At 72.1% G+C, this 16310-nt stretch carries 17 protein-coding genes; 10 read left to right on the top strand and 7 right to left on the bottom strand.

The features are described 5' to 3' along the window. Nucleotides 1–36: 36 nt before the first annotated feature. Nucleotides 37–468: a helix-turn-helix domain-containing protein gene (locus FDO69_RS32215; RefSeq protein ID WP_104785183.1), complete on the bottom strand. Its 432-nt coding sequence runs from the start codon at nt 466–468 to the stop codon at nt 37–39. 92 nt (nt 469–560) lie between these two features. Between FDO69_RS32215 and FDO69_RS32210 the strand changes: the two genes are divergently transcribed. The 3 genes from FDO69_RS32210 to FDO69_RS32200 are packed head-to-tail and all read left to right on the top strand — an operon-like array spanning nt 561 to nt 3253. Further along, nucleotides 561–1412, top strand: a complete 852-nt coding sequence (locus FDO69_RS32210) for a class I SAM-dependent methyltransferase (RefSeq protein WP_104785180.1) — start codon at nt 561–563, stop codon at nt 1410–1412. Nucleotides 1413–1463: 51 nt separating this feature from the next. Continuing rightward, the gene (locus FDO69_RS32205) at nt 1464–2174 is read left to right on the top strand and encodes a ThuA domain-containing protein (RefSeq protein WP_104785177.1); all 711 of its coding nucleotides are present in this window, start codon (nt 1464–1466) and stop codon (nt 2172–2174) included. Then, the gene (locus tag FDO69_RS32200) at nt 2144–3253 is read left to right on the top strand and encodes a Gfo/Idh/MocA family protein (protein WP_104785174.1); all 1110 of its coding nucleotides are present in this window, start codon (nt 2144–2146) and stop codon (nt 3251–3253) included. Before FDO69_RS32205 ends, FDO69_RS32200 begins: the two co-directional genes overlap by 31 nt. Before the next feature lie 3 nt (nt 3254–3256). On the opposite strand, the gene FDO69_RS32195 is transcribed toward FDO69_RS32200, so the two are convergent. Beyond that, complete coding sequence (locus FDO69_RS32195; protein WP_104785172.1) at nt 3257–4735, bottom strand: glutamate-cysteine ligase family protein; 1479 nt, start codon at nt 4733–4735, stop codon at nt 3257–3259. A gap of 141 nt (nt 4736–4876) precedes the next feature. Here FDO69_RS32195 and FDO69_RS32190 point away from each other — a divergent pair, with 141 nt between their 5' ends. The 3 genes from FDO69_RS32190 to FDO69_RS32180 all read left to right on the top strand — a co-directional run bounded on the left by FDO69_RS32190 (nt 4877) and on the right by FDO69_RS32180 (nt 7826). Beyond that, nucleotides 4877–6055 (top strand): MFS transporter, encoded by a 1179-nt coding sequence (locus tag FDO69_RS32190; RefSeq protein ID WP_104785169.1) that lies wholly within the window; start codon nt 4877–4879, stop codon nt 6053–6055. A gap of 99 nt (nt 6056–6154) precedes the next feature. Further along, nucleotides 6155–7033, top strand: a complete 879-nt coding sequence (locus FDO69_RS32185) for an SDR family oxidoreductase (protein WP_104785166.1) — start codon at nt 6155–6157, stop codon at nt 7031–7033. A 64-nt stretch (nt 7034–7097) separates the two neighbouring features. Then, nucleotides 7098–7826 (top strand): maleylpyruvate isomerase family mycothiol-dependent enzyme, encoded by a 729-nt coding sequence (locus tag FDO69_RS32180; protein ID WP_104785163.1) that lies wholly within the window; start codon nt 7098–7100, stop codon nt 7824–7826. A 57-nt stretch (nt 7827–7883) separates the two neighbouring features. Here FDO69_RS32180 and FDO69_RS32175 read toward each other — a convergent pair whose 3' ends face one another. Then, a complete protein-coding gene (locus FDO69_RS32175; protein WP_104785161.1) occupies nt 7884–8279 on the bottom strand; it encodes a MarR family winged helix-turn-helix transcriptional regulator in 396 nt (131 codons plus the stop codon). Between the two features lie 86 nt (nt 8280–8365). On the opposite strand from FDO69_RS32175, the gene FDO69_RS32170 reads away from it, so the two are divergent. Both FDO69_RS32170 and FDO69_RS32165 read left to right on the top strand, forming a co-directional pair. Next, the gene (locus tag FDO69_RS32170; RefSeq protein WP_104785158.1) at nt 8366–9853 is read left to right on the top strand and encodes an MFS transporter; all 1488 of its coding nucleotides are present in this window, start codon (nt 8366–8368) and stop codon (nt 9851–9853) included. Between the two features lie 80 nt (nt 9854–9933). Then, complete coding sequence (locus tag FDO69_RS32165; RefSeq protein WP_104785155.1) at nt 9934–10218, top strand: DUF6332 family protein; 285 nt, start codon at nt 9934–9936, stop codon at nt 10216–10218. On the opposite strand, the gene FDO69_RS32160 is transcribed toward FDO69_RS32165, so the two are convergent. The 3 genes from FDO69_RS32160 to FDO69_RS32150 form a co-directional block, all read right to left on the bottom strand. After that, nucleotides 10179–10844 (bottom strand): response regulator, encoded by a 666-nt coding sequence (locus tag FDO69_RS32160; RefSeq protein ID WP_104785152.1) that lies wholly within the window; start codon nt 10842–10844, stop codon nt 10179–10181. The two genes, FDO69_RS32165 and FDO69_RS32160, sit on opposite strands and share 40 nt — an antisense overlap. Next, nucleotides 10841–12085 (bottom strand): sensor histidine kinase, encoded by a 1245-nt coding sequence (locus tag FDO69_RS32155; protein ID WP_104785149.1) that lies wholly within the window; start codon nt 12083–12085, stop codon nt 10841–10843. Before FDO69_RS32155 ends, FDO69_RS32160 begins: the two co-directional genes overlap by 4 nt. A 99-nt stretch (nt 12086–12184) precedes the next feature. Further along, the gene (locus FDO69_RS32150) at nt 12185–12889 is read right to left on the bottom strand and encodes a TetR/AcrR family transcriptional regulator (RefSeq protein WP_104785146.1); all 705 of its coding nucleotides are present in this window, start codon (nt 12887–12889) and stop codon (nt 12185–12187) included. Nucleotides 12890–13062: 173 nt separating this feature from the next. On the opposite strand from FDO69_RS32150, the gene FDO69_RS32145 reads away from it, so the two are divergent. After that, on the top strand, nt 13063–13512 hold the full coding sequence (locus tag FDO69_RS32145; RefSeq protein ID WP_104785143.1) for a nitroreductase family deazaflavin-dependent oxidoreductase: 450 nt from the start codon (nt 13063–13065) through the stop codon (nt 13510–13512). Here the strand turns inward: FDO69_RS32145 and FDO69_RS32140 are convergent. Further along, nucleotides 13496–14737, bottom strand: a complete 1242-nt coding sequence (locus FDO69_RS32140; RefSeq protein WP_104785141.1) for a geranylgeranyl reductase family protein — start codon at nt 14735–14737, stop codon at nt 13496–13498. The genes FDO69_RS32145 and FDO69_RS32140 overlap by 17 nt on opposite strands. A 189-nt stretch (nt 14738–14926) precedes the next feature. On the opposite strand from FDO69_RS32140, the gene FDO69_RS32135 reads away from it, so the two are divergent. Next, a complete protein-coding gene (locus FDO69_RS32135) occupies nt 14927–16282 on the top strand; it encodes a dipeptidase (RefSeq protein WP_104785138.1) in 1356 nt (451 codons plus the stop codon). The last annotated feature ends 28 nt before the right edge of the window (nt 16283–16310 follow it).

Genomic DNA, 16310 nt, shown 5'->3' with positions numbered 1-16310 from the left:
ACGGCCCAGTTTTGGACCAAGAGCGCCGACGGCCCGTCAACGGCGTTCCGGGAGCCGCCTTCCCGGCGCCGCGACACCGCCCGACGCCGCCGCGTCGATCAGGCCGCGGAAGGTGGGGCACTCCAGATGGCTGGGTGCTGGGCACGCGGCGGCGTGCCGCAGGGAATCACGCAGGGCGCCCAGTTCGCGGATCCTCCGGTCCAGTTCCTCCGCTTTCGCCGACAGCACCCGCCGGTCGATCCGCGGCCGCCCGTCCGGCGCGAACATCCGCGCGATCTCGTCGAGCGAGAACCCGGCCGTGCGCCCCAGCGCGATCAGCGCCAGCCGCTCCAGCACGCCGCTGTCGTACTGGCGCCGCAGGCCGCGTCGGCCGGTCGAGGCGATCAGCCCCTTCTCCTCGTAGAACCGCAGGGTCGAAGCGGGGACTCCGGCGCGCTGCGCCACTTCCGCTATGTCCAGTTCTGTCATTGTCTTGACCTCAAGTCGACTTGAAGTAGAACGCTGTCATCCCGTCCCGTCCAAGACAAGCGGGACGAAGGCGAGCAGAGGGAGAAACGACGATGAACGACGCACGCAGGTCCTACGACGAGCAGGCCGCCCGCTGGAACGGGCCCGCCGGCCACGCCTGGGTGGACCTCCAGGAGGTGCTGAACGAGATGTTCAGGCCCATCGAGGAGCTGCTCGTCGACGCCGTGGCCGCCGAACACCCGGCGAGTGTGCTCGACGTCGGCTGCGGCACCGGCGCCCTCACCCGGGCCGTCGCACGCCGGGCCGGTCACTGCGTCGGTGTCGACATCTCCGGCCCGATGATCGAGGCGGCCCGGGCGCTCGCCGAACGCGAGGGTGTACCGGCGTCCTTCGTCCAGGCCGACGCGCAGGAGTACGCGTTCGAACCGGCCGCCTTCGACGCGGTCGTCTCGCGCTTCGGCGTCATGTTCTTCAGTGACCCCGTGCGGGCCTTCGCCAATCTCCGGAGCACGGTGCGGGACGGAGCCGGGCTGCGGTGCGTCGTGTGGCGGGGCGCCGAGGAGAACCCGTTCATGACGACGGCGGAACGCGCCGCGGCCCCGTTCCTGCCGGAGCTTCCCGTGCGCCGGCCGGACGATCCGGGTCAGTTCGCGTTCGCGGACCCGGAGCGGGTCCATCGCGTCCTGGCGGAGAGCGGCTGGGCCGGGATCGACCTCCAGCCGGTCGACGTGGTCTGCACCCTGCCCGAGGAGGACCTCGTCACGTACTTCAGCCGGCTCGGCCCGCTGGGCACCGTCCTGCCCGATGCCGACGAGCGGACCCGGGCGGACATCGTCGAGGCGGTCCGCCCCGCCTTCGAACCCTTTGTGCAGGGCGCGGAAGTCCGCTACACCGCCGCCTGCTGGACGGTGTCGGCCCGGGCCGCCGTCTCGAAACTTTCGTGAGGTCCGGCCCTCTTTTCCGAACGCGGGCCACCGGCGCATAGTGAGATCACGATGACGCAGAAGAGAGCGCTGGTGGTCCGGGGCGGCTGGGAAGGACATCAGCCGGTCGAGGCCACGGAACTGTTCCTGCCCTTCCTCCGGAGCAACGGATACGCCGTCCGGGTCGAGGAGTCGACCGGGATCTACGCGGACGGCGCCGAGATGGCCGCCACCGACCTGGTCGTGCAGTGCGTGACGATGTCGGAGATCACGCGCGAGGAGCTGGCGGGCCTGAGCTCAGCGGTGGTGGCGGGCACGGGCTTCACCGGCTGGCACGGCGGCATCGCCGACTCGTTCCGCGCCTCCTCGGACTATCTGCACCTGGTCGGCGGGCAGTTCGCCACGCACCCCGGCAAGGAGCCGTGCGAGCGGCGGGGGGAGGCGGCGGACAACTTCCTGCCCCACACGATCACTCTGACCGAGGCTGGGCGCGCGCACCCGATCACCGCCGGCGTCGAGGACTTCACGCTGGACACCGAGCAGTACTGGGTGCTCCACGACGACCTCATCGACGTCCTGGCCACCACCACGCATCCCACCCGGCCGTGGCAGCCCTGGCACCGGCCGGTCACCTCCCCGGCGGTCTGGACCCGCCAATGGGGCGCGGGGCGGATCGTGGTGACGACGCCGGGGCACAGCGTCGACGTGCTGGAGAACCCCCACGTCCGCACCATCGTCGAGAGGGGCATGCTGTGGGCGACGCGCACCGCGTCGGGATCGTAGGGCTCGGCGTCATCTCCCGCGCGTACCTGGACACGCTCGTCGGCCATCCCGCGGTGCGGATCACCGCGGTCGCCGACCTCGACGCCGCCCGGTCGGCCGCGACCGCCGCCGAACTGCCCGGCGCCCGCGCCCTGACGGTCGAGGAACTGCTGAGCAGCCCGGACGTGGACACGGTGCTGAACCTGACCACACCGGCGGCGCACGCCGGGATAGCCCTGGGCGCGATCCGGCACGGCAAGCACGTCTACGGAGAGAAGCCGCTGGCAGCGGACCTGGTGGACGCCCGGGCCGTGCTGGAAGCGGCCGGGACGGCGGGCAGCGGTGTGGGTTGTGCCCCTGACACTGTGCTGGGCACGGGCGTCCAGACCGCGCGGGCCGCCGTGGAGGCGGGCACCATCGGGCGCCCCCAGTTCGCCTCGGCCGTGATGGTGACTCCGGGCCATGAACGCTGGCACCCGAACCCGGACTTCTACTACACGGCGGGCGGTGGCCCGCTGCTGGACATGGGGCCGTACTACCTCTCCTCACTGGTCCATCTGCTGGGACCGGTGCGTGCCGTGACCGGGGCGGCCGGGCGGCTGCGGGCCGAGCGCGTCATCGGATCCGGTCCGCGCGCCGGCGAGCACATACCGGTCGAGGTGGACAGCCATGTCTCCGGAGTGCTGGAGCACGTGGACGGGACGCTGACGACGCTCACGACGAGCTTCGACGGCGTGGCCACCACGGCCGCTCCGATCGAGATCCACGGCGAGAGCGGCACCCTCTCGGTCCCCGACCCGAACCGCTTCGACGGCGAGGTACGTCTCCACGCGCTCGGCGACACCCGCTGGCGCCCCCTTCCGGCGTCGGCGGGCTACGCGGACGGTGCCCGCGGGGTCGGCCTGCTCGACTTCCTCACCGCCGGCGGTGAGCGGCCGCCGCGCGCGAACGGCGAACTCGCCCTGCACGTGCTGGAGACGATGACCGCGCTGCTGCGTTCGGCGGCCGAGGGGCGCCGGATCGAGCTGACGACGTCCGCGAAGGTGCCCGCGGCCGTGCCCCTGACGAGTGCGGCACTGTGGCGCGGCCGGCAGGAGTGACGCTCAGTCCACGGGCCACGTGTGGGCGGGCGCGTTCATGTGCATGTAGTCCATGTACGTCCTGGTCATCTGCCGCAGTGCCTCCCGCCGGTCGGAGATGCCGGCCTTCTCCAGGTGGTGCACCGTCTCCGCCTGCCACAGGGCGCCGTTGCGGCCGGTGACGCAGCGCTGCTCGATGATGCCCAGCAGGGGCTCGCGCCACGCGGCGTCCATGCCGGTCAGCTCCAGGCCCCGGTGGGCCAGGGGCAGCAGACGCCGCAACACCAGTTCCGTGACCGGCACTTCGCCCACTCCGGGCCAGTACAGACGGGCGTCGATGCCGTCGCGGGCCGCGGTGTGCAGGTTCTCCTCGGCGACCGAGAAGGACATCCGTGACCACACCGGCCGGTCCTCGTCGACCAGCGCGCGGGTCAGGCCGTAGTAGAAGGCGCCGTTGGCGATGATGTCGGCCACGGTGGGGCCGGCGGGCAGGACCCGGTTCTCGATGCGCAGATGGGGGCCGCTCTCGGTGACGGCGTAGATGGGGCGGTTCCAGCGGTAGATCGTGCCGTTGTGGAGGGTCAGTTCGCCCAGCTGGGGAACGCCGCCGCTGTCCAGTTCCTTCTGCGGGTCCTCGTCCTCGCACAGCGGCAGCAGGGCGGGGAAGTAGCGCACGTTCTCCTCGAACAGGTCGAAGACGCTGGTGATCCAGCGCTCCCCGAACCACACCCGGGGCCGTACGCCCTGGGCCTTGATCTCCTCGGGGCGGGTGTCGGTGGCCTGCTCGAACAGGGGGATGCGGGTCTCGCGCCACAGCTCCTTGCCGAACAGGAAGGGTGAGTTCGCCGCGAGGGCGACCTGCACGCCCGCGATGGCCTGGGCCGCGTTCCAGTAGTGGGGGAACTCCCTCGGGTCGACCTGGAGATGGAACTGGGTGCTGGTGCAGGCCGCCTCGGGAGTGATGGTGTCGGCGTACGTCGACAGGCGCTCCACTCCGTCGACCTTGATCCGCAGGTCCTCGCCCCGGGCCGCGAAGATCTGCTCGTTGAGGAGGCGGTAGCGGGGGTCGCCGGAGAGCGCGGACTCGCTGACGTCCGACTCGCCCAGGGTCGGCAGGATGCCGACCATGATCAGGTGCGCGCCCACCGCGGCGGCACGGTCCTCGGCGTGGTTGAGGGCGTCCCGGATCGCCTGCTCCCAGGAGCCCGGGCCGCCGGTCGTCAGCAGCCGGGGCGGGATGTTGATCTCCAGGTTGAAGCGGCCCAGCTCGCTCGACCAGGCGGGATCGGCGATCGCCTGGAGCACGTCGGTGTTGCGCATCGCGGGCAGTCCCTCGTCGTCCACGAGGTTGAGCTCGATCTCCAGCCCGACCTGAGGGCGCTCGCTCTCGAAACCGGACTCGCTGAGCATCCGGGCCAGCACCTCGAGGTCGGTGTGCATCTTCTCGCGGTACCGACGGCGGTCCTCCCGGGTGAACACCAGGGCCGGCACGTCACGTCCCATGTGCCCTCCTGCGCTCCTTCGGCGGGTACGTCCGCTCCTCGGCGGACGGGTCTCGTCCCAGAGTCGCACCTTGTCCTCGACCCCGCACCCACCTAGCCTCGGTTTGTGCCGCAAATAAACAAAGCCCGAACACACAAGGACGTGCCGGGCCACAGCAGCTCCCTGACCCGGCTCCGGATCGCCCTCACCGTCTTCTTCGCCCTCGACGGCTTCGTCTTCGCGGGCTGGGTCGTGCGCATCCCCGCCATCAAGGCGCAGACCGGCGCCTCCGCGAGCACCCTCGGCCTCGCCCTCCTGGGCGTCTCCGCCGGGGCGGTCATCACCATGATCCTCACGGGCCGGCTGTGCCGCCGCTACGGCAACCACCGGGTCACCGTCGTCTGCGCGGTGCTGCTCTCCCTCAGCGTCGCCCTGCCCCCGCTGACCCACTCGGCCCTCGCACTGGGCCTCGTCCTGCTGCTCTTCGGGGCCGCGTACGGCGGGATCAACGTGGCCTTCAACAGCGCGGCCGTCGAACTCGTGGCCGCGCTGCGGCGGCCGGTCATGCCGAGCTTCCACGCGGCGTTCAGCCTGGGTGGCATGGTCGGAGCGGGGCTGGGCGCGCTGGTCGCGGGGGTCCTCTCCCCCACGCGGCACCTGCTGCTGCTCACGGTCGTCGGCCTGCTCGTGACCGCCGCCGCGGGCCCCACCCTCCTGCGGCACGAGCCGCCGCCCCCACAACGGGAGCTGCCCGCCGAGGGCTCACCGCGCCGCCCGGACCGCCGCACCAGGGGGCTGGTCATCGTCTTCGGCCTGATCGCGGGGTGCACCGCGTACGGCGAGGGGGCGCTGGCCGACTGGGGTGCCCTGCACCTCGAACAGGACCTGCACGCCTCGGCGGGCGCCGCGGCGGTGGGGTACTCGTGCTTCGCCCTCGCCATGACGGTGGGACGGCTGACCGGCACGACGCTCCTGGAACGTCTGGGGCGGACCCGGACCGTCGTCACCGGCGGCACCACCGCGGCGGCCGGCATGCTGCTCGGCTCCCTCGCCCCCTCCCTCTGGGCCGCTCTTCTCGGCTACGCGATCACGGGCATCGGTCTCGCGAACCTCTTCCCCGTGGCCGTGGAGCGCGCGGGCGCCCTGGCGGGCCCCGGCGGCGTCGCCACGGCCTCCACCCTGGGCTACGGGGGCATGCTCCTCGGCCCGCCGGCGATCGGCTTCATGGCGGACTGGTTCACCCTGCCTGCCGCGCTGACGAGTGTGGCGGTGCTGGCGGCGGCGGCCGCGGTCGTCGGTGCGCTGGTGGGCGCGGCTGCCCGACGGGCGGACGGGGGCTGAAGCGGGGAGGCTGCCCTGAGGGATGCCGGTGATCCTGGGTACCCGTGGCGGCGCCCGTGGTGATCACCGGGCCGTACGCCAGTACAAGGAGGCAGACCCGTGACCGAACAGCAGCACCCCGCAGAGCAGCACCCGACGCCGGAGTTTCCCTCCCAGGACCAGCCGCACCCCGGCTGGACGGGGCCGATGGATCCGCCCCCGGACCACGGTGAGGAGTCCTACCGGGGCAGCGGCAGGCTGGAGGGCCGCAAGGCCGTGATCACCGGGGGGGACTCCGGGATCGGCCGTGCGGTGGCCCTGGCGTTCGCCCGCGAGGGTGCCGACGTGCTGTTCACCCATCTGGATGATGAGAAGAACGACGCCGCCGAGACGGCCCGGCTCGTCGAGGAGGCCGGCCGGCGTGCCGTGCCCGTCGCGTGCGACGTACGGGAGGAGGAGAACTGCCGGGCGCTGATCGACCGCGCCGTGGACGAGTTCGGCCGGATCGACGTGCTCGTGAACAACGCGGCGTACCAGATGTCCCAGCCGGACGGCATCGAGGCGATCACCACCGAGCAGTTCGACCGGGTGCTGCGCACCAACCTGTACGGCATGTTCTGGCTGTGCAAGCTGGCCCTGCCGCACATCCCGGAGGGCGGCAGCATCATCAACTCCACGTCGGTGCAGGCGTACAAGCCCAGTCCGCATCTGCTGGACTACGCGACGACGAAGGGCGCGATCGTCACCTTCACGCAGGGGCTGGCGCAGATGCTGATCGACAAGGGCATCCGCGTCAACGCGGTCGCGCCGGGCCCGGTGTGGACGCCGCTGATCCCGGCGACCCTGCCGGACACGCAGACGTTCGGCAAGCAGGCCCCCATCGGACGGCCCGCACAGCCTGCCGAAATGGCTCCGGCGTACGTCTTCCTCGCCTCGCAGGAGGCGTCGTACATCACCGCCGAGATCGTCAACGCGACGGGCGGGACGCCGCTGCCGTGACCGCCGCGGCCGGCCTCCATGAATCCAGGGCCTGGAGAGCGCTTCATGCGGCAGACTCGGGGCCATGGAGACCGCCGAGTTCCTTCAAGCACTGGAGACGGAAGGCCGGCTGCTGGCCACGGCCGCCGAGGAGGCCGGGACCGACGCGAAGGTGCCGACCTGTCCCGAGTGGCAGGTGCGCGACCTGCTGCGGCACACGGGCGCCGTACACCGCTGGGCCGCCGCCTTCGTCGCCGAGCAACTCACCGAGGGGCGCCCGCTGGTCGAACCCACCGACCTCGACGGCGCGGAGCTGATCGCCTGGTACCGCGACAGCCACCGCCACCTCGTGGGCACGCTGGCCGGCGCCTCGCCGGACGTGGAGTGCTTCGCCTTCCTGCCCGCGCCGTCCCCGCTGGCCTTCTGGGCCCGGCGGCAGGCGCACGAGACGGCGGTGCACCGGGTCGACGCGGAGTCCGCGCGCGGCGGCGTCCCGGCCACCGTCACCCCTGCATTCGCGACCGACGGCATCGACGAACTACTGCGCGGCTTCCACGCCCGCCCCAGGAGCCGGGTGCGCACCCCGCAGCCACGCGTCCTGCGGATCCGCACGGAGGACACCGGGGCGGTGTGGACGGTACGGCTGTCGCCGGAGCCGCCCGTGACCACGCGGGACGCGTCCGCGGAGGCCGAGTGCGAACTGTCCGGCCCGGCCGAGCAGTTGTACCTGGCCCTGTGGAACCGGGCTCCCCTCCCGGCCGCAACGGGTGACCAGGCGCTCGCCGCCCTGTGGCGGGAGACGTCGGCGATCTGAAACGTCCACCGACGGGCGATCGTCCGTCTGCGACCCGAGCAGACGGCCGACGGGCAGTCAGCCGTCGGTGAGCGTCCTCTCCAGTACCGCGCGCTGTACGGGAAGCACCTCGCCGTGCAGCGCGCGTCCCTTGGCGGTGAGACACACCTTCACGCCGCGGCGGTCCTCGGAGCACATGCCGCGCTCGACGAGCCCCTCCTTCTCCAGCCGGGCGATCAGCCGCGACAGCGCACTCTGGCTCAGATGAACCCGCTCGGAGATCTCCTGCACGCGATAGGACGGCGTGCCCTTGGGCGTCCGGCACCGGGCGAGGACGTCGAGCACCTCGAAGTCGCTGGCGCACAGGCCGTGGCCGTGCAGCGCCCGGTCGAGTTCGCACTGTGTCCGCGCGTGCAGCGACAGGATGTCCCGCCACTGTGCCACGAGGGCCTGCTCGGCCTGCTGAGCCGTCATGCGCCGCACCGTAACAGAGAACCGAGATTGTTGCACCTGAATTAAATGCGCTTGCATCTCATGCATACGCATGTAGTGTCTCGGGCATGACCTCTCCGCTCATCTCCCCCACGTCCGAGGGGCGTTGGACGCCAAGGCTCTGGGGCACCCTGCTCGTGCTCTGTGCCGCGATGTTCCTGGACGCCCTGGACGTGTCCATGGTCGGTGTCGCCCTGCCGTCCATCGGCGCCGACCTCGGCCTGTCGACCTCGGCACTGCAATGGATCGTCAGCGGCTACATCCTGGGCTACGGCGGCCTGCTGCTCCTCGGCGGACGCGCCGCCGACCTGCTGGGGCGGCGACAGGTCTTCCTGGTGGCGCTCGGCGTCTTCGCACTCGCCTCGCTGCTCGGCGGTCTCGTGGACTCGGGGCCGCTGCTCATCGCCAGCCGCTTCATCAAGGGCCTGAGCGCGGCCTTCACGGCACCCGCCGGCCTGTCGATCATCACCACGACGTTCCCCGAGGGCCCGTTGCGCAACCGGGCGCTCTCCATCTACACCACCTGCGCGGCCACCGGCTTCTCCATGGGCCTGGTGCTCTCGGGCCTGCTCACCGAGGCCAGTTGGCGTCTGACCATGCTGCTGCCCGCACCCATCGCCCTGATCGCGCTCGTCGCCGGTCTGAAGCTGCTGCCGCGCAGCGAACGGGAGAGGGACCACAACGGCTACGACGTCCCCGGCGCCGTCCTCGGCACCGCCTCGATGCTGCTGCTGGTCTTCACTGTCGTCCAGGCACCGGAGGTCGGTTGGGCGTCGGCCCGCACCCTGCTGTCCTTCCTCGCGGTGGCCGCGCTGCTGACGGTGTTCGTCCTGGTGGAGCGGCGCTCGGCGGGACCGTTGATCCGGCTCGGCGTGCTGCGCTCCGGCAGCCAGATCCGCGCCCAGCTCGGCGCGATGGCGTTCTTCGGCTCGTATGTCGGCTTCCAGTTCCTGGCGACGCTCTACATGCAGTCGCTGCTGGGCTGGTCGGCGCTGCACACGGCGCTCGCCTTCCTGCCCGCGGGCGCGCTGGTGGCGGTGTCGTCGACGATGGTGGGCACGATCGTCGACCGGTTCGGCACCCAGCGGCTGATCGCGGGGGGCTTCGCGCTCATGGTTTTGGGATACGCGCTATTCCTGCGCGTCGACCTGGACCCGGTGTACGCCGCGGTGATCCTTCCGAGCATGCTGTTGATCGGCGCCGCCTGCGCCCTGGTCTTCCCGTCTCTCAACATCCAGGCCACCAACGGCGTCGACGACCACGAGCAGGGCATGGTCTCCGGCCTGCTCAACACCTCCGTCCAGGTCGGCGGAGCGATCTTCCTGGCCGTCGTCACGGCCGTGGTGACCGCCGGCGCCCCCGCGGACCCCACTCCGCAGGCCGTCCTGAACAGCTACCGGCCCGGGTTCATGGTCGCCACGGGCATCGCCGTCGCCGGCCTGCTGATCACCCTCACCGGCCTGCGGCCGCGCCGAGGGCGGAAGCCCGCGGAGCCGTCCGTCGTCGTCGCCAGGTCCACCCCGAAGGAGGCGGAGCGCGTCGCCGTGCGCGACTAGCGCGACCGGGGGGAGCGCCTTTGACCGTGCGCCCGGCGGGCTGCCTTGCCCGCCGGGCGCACCCCTGTTCGACTCGCCGTATGACCAGTCACGGGGGACGGCGCAGTCAGGCCGAACGGGATGCCATCACCGTCGAGATCGGGTACGCGCTGTGCAGTGCGGCCTTCGCGGCAGCCGTGATCTTCGGAGCCGTGGCCGGGCCCGCGCTGATCTTCGACCTGCCGGAGACACCGGAGCGCGTGCTGGTGCGGGCCGGTCTGGTGCTCGCGCCGGTGCTCTTCGCCGCCCGGGTCGTCAGTGTGCTGCTCCGGTTCCGCAGGGCGGGTCAGCCCAGCCAGCCCGGCCGCACCAGCCCCGACTCGTAGGCCAGCACGACCAGTTGGGCCCGGTCGCGAGCGCCGAGCTTCACCATCGTGCGGCTGACGTGGGTCTTCGCGGTGAGCGGGCTGACCACCAGGCGGCGGGCGATCTCCTCGTTGGACAGGCCCATCCCCACCAACGCCATCACCTCGCGCTCCCGCTCGGTGAGCCGGTCCAGCGCGCCGGCCGCCGCAGGTTCCTTGGACCGGGAGGCGAACTCGGAGATCAGCCGCCGCGTCACACTCGGCGACAGCAATGCGTCGCCCGCGACCACCGCCCGTACGGCGCGCAGGAGTTCCTCCGGCTCGGTGTCCTTGACCAGGAAGCCGGAGGCGCCGGAGCGGATCGCCTCGAAGACGTACTCGTCGAGCTCGAAGGTGGTGAGCATGACCACCTTGACGCCCCCCAGGCCCGGATCGGCGGTGACCCGCCGGGTCGCGGCCAGGCCGTCGAGTTCCGGCATGCGGATGTCCATCAGCACGACGTCGGGCCGCAGTTCACGGATCCGGCGGACAGCCTCCGCACCGTCGGCGGCCTCCGCGGCCACCTCGATGTCGGGCTGCGCGTCGAGCAGCGCCCGGAATCCCGCCCTCACCAGTGACTGGTCGTCGGCGAGCAGTACACGGATCACCGGTCCTCCTGTCTCGGTCCGGCGGACGCGCCGGCGGATGCCGACAGCGGCAGCACGGCGAGCACCCGGAACCCTCCGTCGGGGCGGGGGCCCGCCTCGATGGTGCCACCCAGGGCGGCGGCCCGCTCCCGCATCCCGGCGAGCCCGTTGCCGCTGCCGCCCGCGTCGGCGCCGGTCGCGGGTCCGTCGTCGTCCACGCGCAGCCGCAGGACGCCCGCGTCGTGCGCGAGGTGCACGCGCGCGTGCCGTGAACCCGAGTGCCGTACGACGTTGGTCAGGGCCTCCTGAACGATCCGGAAGGCGGCGAGGTCCGTGCCCGGCCCGAGGCGCGGCGGCTCTCCCTCGACATCCACCGTGAGGCCCGCACTCGCGGCCTGCTCCACCAGTTCGGGCAGCCGGTCGAGGCCGGGCGCGGGGGTGCGCGGCGCGGCGCCGGGGGCGCGCAGGGTGTCGAGCACCTGGCGCACCTCCCCGAGCGCCTCCTTGCTCTGGTCCTTGATCGTGGTGAGGGCGGTGCGGGCCTGCTCGGGGTCGGTGTCGAGCAGTGCGAGGCCGACGCCCGCCTGGACGTTGATGACGGAGATGCTGTGGGCGAGGACGTCGTGCAGCTCCCGCGCGATGCGCAGCCGCTCCTCGTCGGCCCGCCGCCGTGCGGCCTCGGCCCGCTCGGCCCGTTCGCGGGTCCACTGCTCGCGCCGGACACGGAACAGCTCCGACACCGCCGCGATGGCCACCACCCAGGTGGCGACGACGATCTCCTCACCCCAGGAGACGGCGGAGTCCCCGGACGGGGGCAGCCACGTGAAGAGCCAGTGCGCCACCAGAACGTGCCCGGCCCAGAGCATGGCCATCGCGGTCCACGCCGCCCGACGGTGCCCGGCGACGATGGCGCTGAAGCAGGCCAGGGCGACGGTGAAGAGCACCGGCCCGTAGGGATACCCGGCCCCGAGATACACCATGACGGCGGCCGCCGTGCCGAACACCACGGCCACCGGATACCGCTTCCGCCACAGCAACAGCCCCCCGGCCACCAGCAGCAGCACCCGTGCGAAGAGATCCAGCTCCGCCCGCTCGCCCTGCTGTCCGTGGGCGGCGAAGTTCGACCCGGCCAGGACGAACACGGTCACGAGGACCGTGGACCGCCAGGGCCACCGCGGCTCCCGCCCCTCCCACCGGTCCCACGACGAGGGCCCGTGCCGCCACCACTGCGGCGGACCGCCCCGCGCACGCTGCTCGTCCATACCGGCCACGCTAGACGCCCGGCTCCCGCAGCCGCGTCACCCTCGCGCGGTGATCACGCGTACTCCCCGGGAAGTACGCCCGCTCACCGGGGCGGTGGCCTACACGGGCCCGGGCACCAGCCCCACTCCCCTGGCGAGTTGCTCCGCCGCGTGCCGGAAGAACGTCTCCCGGTCCTCCACCACCCGGTTGAACTGGCCGAACAGTTCGAAGCCGACCAGTCCGTACAGTTGGGCCCAGGCCGCGACGAGTGCGGTCACGACCTCCGGGGGGAGATCCGGGGCGAGGTCGGCGGCCATCCGTTCGGCCTCCGGGCGCAGGCCGGCCGGCAGCGAGGGCCGGGCAAGGCCCGGACCGTGGTGGGCGTCGCGCGTGATGCCGATGAGCAGGAGGCCGACGCGGGCGGCGGCCGGGACGGTGACGTCGGGCGCGGTGTAGCCGGGCACGGGCGATCCGTAGATCAGTGCGTACTCGTGCGGGTGGTCCAGCGCCCAGCGCCGCACCACCTCGCAGACCGCGATCCACTGCTCGAAGGGGCCGGCCGCAGCGTCGCGGGCCCCCTCGCGGGCCGACTCGGCGCTCTCGCCGAGGGAGTCGTAGGCGTCGATGATGAGTGCGGTGAGCAGGTCGTCACGGCTGGGGAAGTAGCGGTAGAGCGCGGAGGAGACCATGCCCAGTTCACGGGCGACGGCCCGCAGGGAGAGCCGGGCGGCACCCTCTGCCGCGAGCTGTCTGCGGGCCTCGTCCTTGATGGCCGCGGTCACTTCGATCCTGGCCCGGGCACGGGCGCCGTGTGCGGTGCTCATGCCGGACAGTCTCCCATGACCGCAGATCACTGCACACAAATGAGAGCGGTGAATCAAAAAGAGAGCAGCGCTCTTGCGCTGACGTGTCGGCCTCATGCAGACTGGCACCAGAGAGAGCGAGAGCGGTGCTCACAGAACGGAGCACCGCTTCGCCACCACACGAGGGGGCCCCGATGTCCACGCACGTCCAGAAGCCCGGCTGGTTCACCGTCAACGTCCTCAACCGCTTCGTGGCCTGGCTGACCCGCCGCGGCATCAGCGTCTGGGGCTCCCGCGTCCTCGCCGTCCGAGGCCGCAAGAGCGGCCAGTGGCGCACCACCCCGGTCAACCTGCTGACCCTGGACGGCAGGCAGTACCTGGTCGCCCCCCGCGGTCATGTGCAGTGGACGCACAACATGCGCGCCGCGGGCGGCGGTGAGCTGCACCTCGGCAAGCACGTGGACACCTTCACCGCGGCCGAGGTGGGCGACGACGACAAGACCCCGATCCTGCGCGCCTACCTCAAGCGCTGGAAGGCGGAGGTCGGGGTCTTCTTCAACGGAGTCGGCCCCGACTCCCCGGACGACGAGCTGCGCCGCATCGCCCCGGACCACCCCGTCTTCGAGGTCACTCGGACGAGCTGACCTCCGCGGCCGCGACGGGACGGCGGTCCATCGCGGCCAGGGCACGCTGGGCGATCGGATACGTGCGGACGATCTCGCCCAGCGACGTCGAGCCCTGCGTGATCTCCTTGAACGCCCTCCACGCGGGGCGGAAGCCCGTCAGCGTCGCGTGGAACAGTCCGGGACGGCGCTCGAACACCGTCAGCAGCCGCCTGCCGACGCTCATCTCCACCCCGAGGCCGGCCTTGATCGCGAACGCGTAGTTGAGAGCCTGCCGACGCGTGTCCACGGCGTCGTGCGCCTCGGCGATCCGCACCGCCCACTCCCCCGCGAGTCGTCCGGACCGCAGCGCGAAGGAGATGCCCTCACGGGTCCACGGCTCCAGCAGCCCCGCCGCGTCACCGCACACCAGCACGCGCCCGCGCGAGAGCGGCGAGTCGTCGGCCCGGCAGCGGGTCAAGTGGCCGGAGGAGATGCTCGGTTCGAACCCCGCGAGGCCGAGACGGCCGATGAACTCCTCCAAGTACCGCTTGGTCGCGGCGCCTTCGCCACGGGCCGAGATGACCCCGACCGTGAGGGTGTCGCCCTTGGGGAAGACCCAGCCGTAACTGCCGGGGATGGGGCCCCAGTCGATGAGCACCCGGCCCTTCCAGTCCTCCGCGACGGTGTCCGGCACCGGGATCTCCGCCTCCAGGCCGAGATCCACCTGGTCGAGCTTGACCCCGACATGCGCCCCTATCCGGCTGGCGCTGCCGTCCGCCCCGACCACGGCCCGCGCGAGCACGACCTCGCCGCCCTGCAGGACCACGGCGACCGTGCGCCGGTCCGGCACCGTCGAGCCGTGCTGCTCGACCCGCTGGACGGTGACGCCGGTGCGCAGCTCGGCGCCCGCCTTCTGCGCGTGCTCGACCAGCTGCTGGTCGAACTCGGGCCGGTTGATCAGCCCGAAGAGCATCTGCCTGGAGCGGCGTGTGCGCGTGAAGCGGCCGTTGTTGGAGAACGTCACCGCGTGCACCCGGTCCCTGAGCGGCAGCTCGAAGCCGGGCGGCAGGGCGTCGCGCGAGGGGCCGATGATGCCGCCGCCGCACGTCTTGTACCGCGGCAGCTCCGCCTTCTCCAGCAACAGCACGCGTCTGCCGGCCACCGCCGCCGCGTATGCGGCCGAAGCGCCCGCGGGTCCCGCGCCCACCACGACGACGTCCCACACCTGCCGCACGTCGTCCGCCGAAGAGTTCTCGCTGCTCACGATGGTCTGTTGCTCCCGATCAAAGCCGCCTGCCGCTGTCTCCCGCATCCTACGGCGGCGGTCACCGCAGGCCGCTGTGGGAGGATCGGCGGCGTGGGTGGCCCTTACACGGGGACTGCCCGCGCCACACGATCACGCGTACCGAGAGGTACGCATCCTTACAACGTCGCACCCACGAGGAGCGTGCCCATGTCGTCGAATCCGGTCGCCGAGACCGTCGCCTCGCTGATGCCCAGGGCGAAGCAGGAGCTCACCGAGCTGGTGGCCTTCCGGTCGGTGGCGGACTTCGACCAGTTCCCGAGGAGCGAGAGCGAGGGCGCCGCCCGCTGGGTCGCCGACGCGCTCGCCGCCGAGGGTTTCGAGGACGTGGCCCTGCTCGACACCCCCGACGGCACGCAGTCGGTCTACGGCTTCCTGCCCGGCCCGGAGGGCGCGAAGACCGTCCTGCTCTACGCCCACTACGACGTGCAGCCGCCGCTCGACGAGGCCGCCTGGACGACCCCGCCCTTCGAGCTGACCGAGCGGGACGGGCGCTGGTACGGGCGCGGGGCCGCCGACTGCAAGGGCGGCCTGGTCATGCACCTGCTGGCGCTGCGCGCGCTGAAGGCCAACGGCGGCGTGCCCGTCCATGTGAAGGTGATCGCCGAGGGCTCGGAGGAGATGGGCACCGGCGGTCTGGAGCGTTACGCCGAAGAGCACCCCGGCCTGCTGGAGGCGGACACCATCGTCATCGGCGACGCGGGCAACTTCCGCGTCGGCCTGCCGACCGTCACCTCCACCCTGCGCGGCATGACGATGGTGCGCGTCCAGGTCGACACCCTCGCGGGCAACCTGCACTCGGGCCAGTTCGGCGGCGCCGCACCCGACGCGCTGGCCGCGCTGATCCGCGTGCTGGACTCGCTGCGCGCCGAGGACGGTTCGACGACCGTCGACGGGCTCTCGGCCGACGCGGGCTGGGAAGGACTGCAGTACGAGCAGGAGCAGTTCCGGCAGGACGCCAAGGTCCTGGACGGCGTCGAGCTGATCGGGTCCGGGACGGTCGCGGACCGCATCTGGGCGCGCCCCGCCGTCACCGTCCTCGGCATCGACTGCCCGCCCGTGGTCGGCGCCACCCCGTCCGTGCAGGCCGGTGCCCGCGCGCTGATCAGCCTGCGGGTGCCGCCGGGCGTGGACGCGGGCGAGGCGACCAAGCTGCTCCAGGCGCATCTGGAGGCGCACACGCCGTGGGGGGCGCGGGTGAGCACCGAGCAGATCGGCCAGGGCCAGCCGTTCCGCGCCGACACCACCAGCCCGGCGTACCAGGCCATGGCGGCCGCGATGGCGGTGGCCTACCCGGGCCAGGAGATGCAGTACGCGGGGCAGGGCGGCTCCATCCCGCTGTGCAACACGCTGGCCGCGCTGTACCCGCGTGCGGAGATCCTGCTCATCGGGCTGAGCGAGCCCGAGGCGCAGATCCACGCGGTGAACGAGAGCGTGTCCCCCGAGGAACTGGAGCGGCTGTCGGTGGCGGAGGCACTGTTCCTGCGCAACTACGCGGCGAGCTGACAGCCCGGCCCCCAGCACAAGGCCCTCG

The organism is Streptomyces tibetensis (assembly GCF_007655005.1).
Taxonomy (GTDB): Bacteria; Actinomycetota; Actinomycetes; order Streptomycetales; family Streptomycetaceae; genus Streptomyces; species Streptomyces tibetensis.
Note: the sequence above shows the minus strand (reverse complement) of the source record. Positions and strands in the feature narration are given on the sequence as shown.